The organism is Segeticoccus sp. (assembly GCF_035708005.1).
On record NZ_DASSTI010000036.1, the window covers coordinates 1 to 4,555 of the forward strand.

The 4,555-nt window shown below is 70.6% G+C and carries 5 protein-coding genes; all 5 read left to right on the forward strand.

The window, feature by feature from the left end:
* Positions 1-74 precede the first annotated feature (74 nt).
* Positions 75-548 (forward strand): pyridoxamine 5'-phosphate oxidase family protein, encoded by a 474-nt coding sequence (locus VFL99_RS04195; RefSeq protein ID WP_325105078.1) that lies wholly within the window; start codon positions 75-77, stop codon positions 546-548.
* Positions 549-709: 161 nt separating this feature from the next.
* Positions 710-1,213, forward strand: a complete 504-nt coding sequence (locus tag VFL99_RS04200) for a CBS domain-containing protein (RefSeq protein ID WP_325105079.1) — start codon at positions 710-712, stop codon at positions 1,211-1,213.
* Between the two features lie 60 nt (positions 1,214-1,273).
* Positions 1,274-2,380, forward strand: a complete 1,107-nt coding sequence (gene pdhA / locus VFL99_RS04205) for a pyruvate dehydrogenase (acetyl-transferring) E1 component subunit alpha (RefSeq protein WP_325105080.1) — start codon at positions 1,274-1,276, stop codon at positions 2,378-2,380.
* Positions 2,377-3,369 carry an alpha-ketoacid dehydrogenase subunit beta gene (locus VFL99_RS04210; protein WP_325105081.1) on the forward strand — a complete coding sequence of 331 codons (993 nt, stop codon included), beginning with the start codon at positions 2,377-2,379 and terminating at the stop codon, positions 3,367-3,369. Before pdhA ends, VFL99_RS04210 begins: the two co-directional genes overlap by 4 nt.
* Before the next feature lie 11 nt (positions 3,370-3,380).
* On the forward strand, positions 3,381-4,555 hold a 1,175-nt coding region (locus tag VFL99_RS04215; protein ID WP_325105082.1), incomplete at its 3' end, for a dihydrolipoamide acetyltransferase family protein.

Genomic DNA, 4,555 nt, shown 5'->3' on the forward strand with positions numbered 1-4,555 from the left:
CGTGAAGGGGATCGTGGTATTGGCGGCCCTTTGTCCCTGTTCGGGGCTGACCATGGCCACGCAGGATGGGCACCATGAACGACAGCCAGCGGACTGAGCAGACGAGCCGGGCCCGGGCCGACCGGAAGCCCGCCGAGGTGCATCCGACCAAGGCAGAAGTGCAGGAGCTGGACGTGGCCCGGTGCTGGGTCTACCTGCGACAGGCCAACGTGGGACGGTTGGCCGTCGTCGTCGAGCGGCGCCCGGACATCTTCCCGGTGAACTACGTGGTCGACCACGGCACGGTGGTGTTCCGCACCGCATCGGGCAGCAAGTTGGCCTCGGCCGAGGGGCAACCGGTGGCCTTCGAGACCGACGGATGGGACGAGGCGTCGGGCCTGACCTGGAGCGTGGTGGTGCGGGGCCGAGCCGAGAAGGCCCGCGAACCGTATGAGGTTCTCCAGGCGATGGGGTTGCCGCTGACGCCGTGGCACCCCGGCGCCAAGCCGTGGTTCGTGCGGATCGAGCCGGACACGATCACCGGCCGGGAGTTCACCCGCGTCCGGTGAGGCCAGCCCAGCCGTGGCCCAGCCCGACGCTGCCCAACGCCTCCTTCGATGGTGAAGCCGCCCGGCACCGACCGAGCGTGCGTCGCCGTGGATGGCGCGGGGTGAGGTGCGCGGGGCGCGTGGGCCGGGACAACGATCGTGGTGAGTCCTAGACTGCGGGAATGCACCCTCGAAGTGGTGCCACCGGTCCTGCGGCGGCCACGGCGGGCGAGATCATGAGCGCCCGGGTGGTCGTGATCTCGTCGGACACGCCGCTGGGCGAGGTCGCGGAGGTGTTGCGCACCAACCAGATCAGTGGCGCCCCCGTCGTCGGCCCTGACGGTGCGCTGCTCGGGCTGGTCAGTGAGTACGACCTGCTGGCGAAGTCCGGGAAGAGTGCCGCGGACGTCATGAGCACAAGTGTCATCAGCGTCAGTCCCGACACCCCCGTCGCGGATGTGCGGCACATGTTGGTGGGCCGCCGGATTCGGCGGGTTCCGGTCGTCGCGGGAGGCGAGGTGGTGGGTATCGTCAGCCGTGGTGACGTCATCGCGTTGATGGCGACCGAATGGGCGTGTCAAGTCTGCGGCGAGGCGGTCCGCGGGGATCACGCCCCGACCAGTTGTCCCCGATGTCACGCCGCGAGTGACCAGTTCGCCCTCGTGGAGCAGTCGCCCGGACCCTGAGCGGCCGAGCTACGGGCAGGCGTTCGGACTGTGGTCGGTATAGGCGGAGGGAGAGGGGCGATGACCAGCACCACGGAGGATCGGCCAGAGTCCGGTGCGGCCGATCGGAACTTCGGCACCGAGCCCCCAGAGCGGCTGCGCGACTACTACCGGCAGATGACGCTGATCCGCGCCTTCGAGCTGCGGGCCAGCGAGATGTACCGCCGCGCCAAGGTCGGTGGCTACTGTCACCTCAACTTGGGCGAGGAGGCCACTGTCGTCGGCCTGATGGCGGCTCTTGAGGCCCGGGACTACCTGTTCACCACCTACCGGGAGCACGGGTACGCCCTGTGCCGCGGGATCGGACCGGGACCGGTGATGGCCGAGCTGTTCGGCAAGGCGACCGGAGTCTCCGGGGGTCGCGGCGGCTCGATGCACCTGTTCGACCTCAAGGCCCGGCTCCTGGGCGGTTACGGCATCGTCGGCGGGCAGATCCCCCCCGCCACGGGAGCCGCCCTGGCGCTGACCTACCGAGGCGAGCCGGGCCCGGACGCTGAGGCGGTGATGTGCCTGCTCGGCGACGGCACCACCAACATCGGGTCCTTCCACGAATCCCTCAACCTGGCCGCCATCTGGCACCTGCCGATCGTCTACGTCATCGTCAACAACCGCTTGGGTATGGGCACCACGGTCGAGCGGGCGGCCGCCGAACCGGAGCTGTACAAGCGGGGCTGCTCCTACCGGATTCCCGGTGAGCGGGTCGACGGAGACGACGTGCTGGCCGTCCGCGATGCGGCCCGTGCCGCCTTGACCCGGGCCCGGACCGAGCGCCGGCCCGGGCTGCTGGAGGCGATGAGCTACCGACTGCGCGGCCACTCGGTCGTGGACCCCGCGACATACCGCTCCAAGGAGGAGACCGCCCGACTGCGCACGTTGGACCCGCTGCCGGCGTTCCGGTCCCGCCTCATCGACGCCGGCCTGCTCGATGAGGCCGCCGCGGCTGCGATCGAGGAGTCCACCGAGCAGCAGGTGTCCGAGGCGGTCGCCTTCGCCGACGACAGCCCCGACCCGAAGGTCGAGGACCTGTTCCGGCACGTCTACGCGACGCCGGTCCCGAACACCTCGACCCGCCTGCCCGCCGACCCCGTCGTCACCGAGACCGGCACCGCGCAGGAGGGGATCGCGTGAGCGAGGTGACCTACCGACAGGCGCTGCAGGACACCCTGCGGGCCGAGATGCACCGGGACGACTCGGTCGTGCTGCTCGGGGAGGAGATCGGCGTCTTCGAGGGCTCGTACAAGATCACCGCCGGGCTGCTCACCGAGTTCGGCGAGAAGCGCGTCGTCGACACCCCGATCGCCGAGGAGGGGTTCACCGGCGCGGCGATCGGGATGGCCATGCTCGGTCTACGCCCGGTCGTGGAGATCATGACGATCAACTTCACCCTGCTGGCGATCGACCAGATCGTCAACCACGCGGCGAAGCTGCACGCCATGTTCGGCGGACAGGTCGCCGTGCCGATGGTCATCCGTACCCCCGGGGGCGGTGGCCAGCAGCTCGCGGCCACCCACTCCCAGAACCTCGAGGTCTGGTACGCCCACGTCCCCGGTCTGAAGGTCGTCGCACCGTCCAGCCCAGCGGACGCGAAATCGCTGCTCACTGCTTCCATCCGCGACGACGACCCGGTGTTGTTCCTGGAGAACCTCGCCCTCTACAACACCAAGGGTGAGGTTCCCGACGGCGAGCAGGTCGGGCAGATCGGCCGGGCCACGGTCGCCCGCGAAGGAGCCGACATCACGGTCGTGAGCTACTCGCGGGCCACGCTCATCGCCTTGGAGGTTGCCCGACAACTCCAGACCCAGGGCGTCTCCGTGGAGGTCGTCGACCTGTGCAGCCTGCGGCCGCTGGACCGTGCCACGGTCTGCGCCTCGGTCCGCAAGACCACCCGAGCAGTCATCCTGGAGGACGACTGGCTCAGCTACGGCATCGGCGCCGAGATCGCCGCGACGATTCAGGAGGGCGCCTTCGACCGGCTCGACGCGCCGGTGCGCCGGGTCGCCGCCGCCGAGGTTCCGCTGCCCTACGCCAAACCGCTGGAGAACGCCGCCCTGCCCGACGCGCGGGACCTGACCAAGGTCATCGGCGAGGTCCTCGACGCGACCAGGTTCGCCCGCTAGGAGACGCTCCGATGCCCGAAGTCCTCATGCCCCGCCTGTCGGACACGATGACCGAGGGGGTGCTCTCCCAGTGGCTCATGTCCGAAGGTGAGCAGGTCCACCGCGGCGACATCCTCGCCGAGATCGAGACCGACAAGGCGACGATGGAGCTCGAAGCATACGAAACCGGCACGCTGACCAAGATCCTGGTCGCCGAGGGCACCACGGTGCCCATCGGCGAGCCGCTCGCGATCATCGGCACCCCCGCCGAGGCTGCCGAACCCTCCCAGACACCCCCGCCACCGCCCCCCGCAGAGGCCCCTCCCGACGCCGAGGCGCCGGTCCACTCCGGCACCGAGGCGGGCAGTGCGCCCACCGCAGCCTCCGGGCAGGCGCCCGGCACCCAGCCGGAGCGCGCACGCGGCGGCCAGCTCCGCGCCACCCCGCTGGTGCGGTCCCTCGCCCGGGAGCGCGGCATCGACCTGGCAACGGTGCGCGGCTCCGGGCCGAACGGCCGGATCATCCGCGCCGACCTCGACGCAGTGCTTGCCGACCAGCAGGCCCCCACCCGTCCACCCACCCCCGACGCACCCCCAGCGCCGCCGGCGGCGCCATCTCCAAGGCCTCCCGCAGCCGCTCCTTCACCGGCAGCGGGCGCGGGACCCGACGACGAGACGGTCCCGCTGTCCCAGGTCCGCCGGGTCACGGCGCAGCGCCTGGCCGACAGCGCCGCCGCACCTCACTTCCACGTCACCATGGTCGCCGACGTCACCGCGTTGCTGGACTTCCGGAGGCAGGTCAACGACTCACTCGCCGCGGACGAGGAACGCGTCAGCGTCACCGACCTGCTCGTACGGGCCTGCGCGGTCGTGCTGCGCGCCCACCCCGAGGTCAACGCCGCTTGGGCAGGGGACCACATCGTCCGGCGCGGGCACGTCAACGTCGGTGTCGCGGTCGCTCTCGAGGAGGGACTGATCGTGCCGGTCGTCCGGGACGCCGACCGCATGACCCTGCGCGAGATCGCCGTTCAGGCACATGACCTCGGTGACCGGGCCAGGGCGGGAACCCTCCAGCTCGCCGAGTTCACCGGCGGCACCTTCACCATCAGCAACCTCGGGATGTTCGGTGTCCGCGAGTTCAACGCCGTGATCAACCCGCCGGAGGCGGCGATCCTCGCTGTCGGAGCAGCCGTGCCCACCCCGGTCGT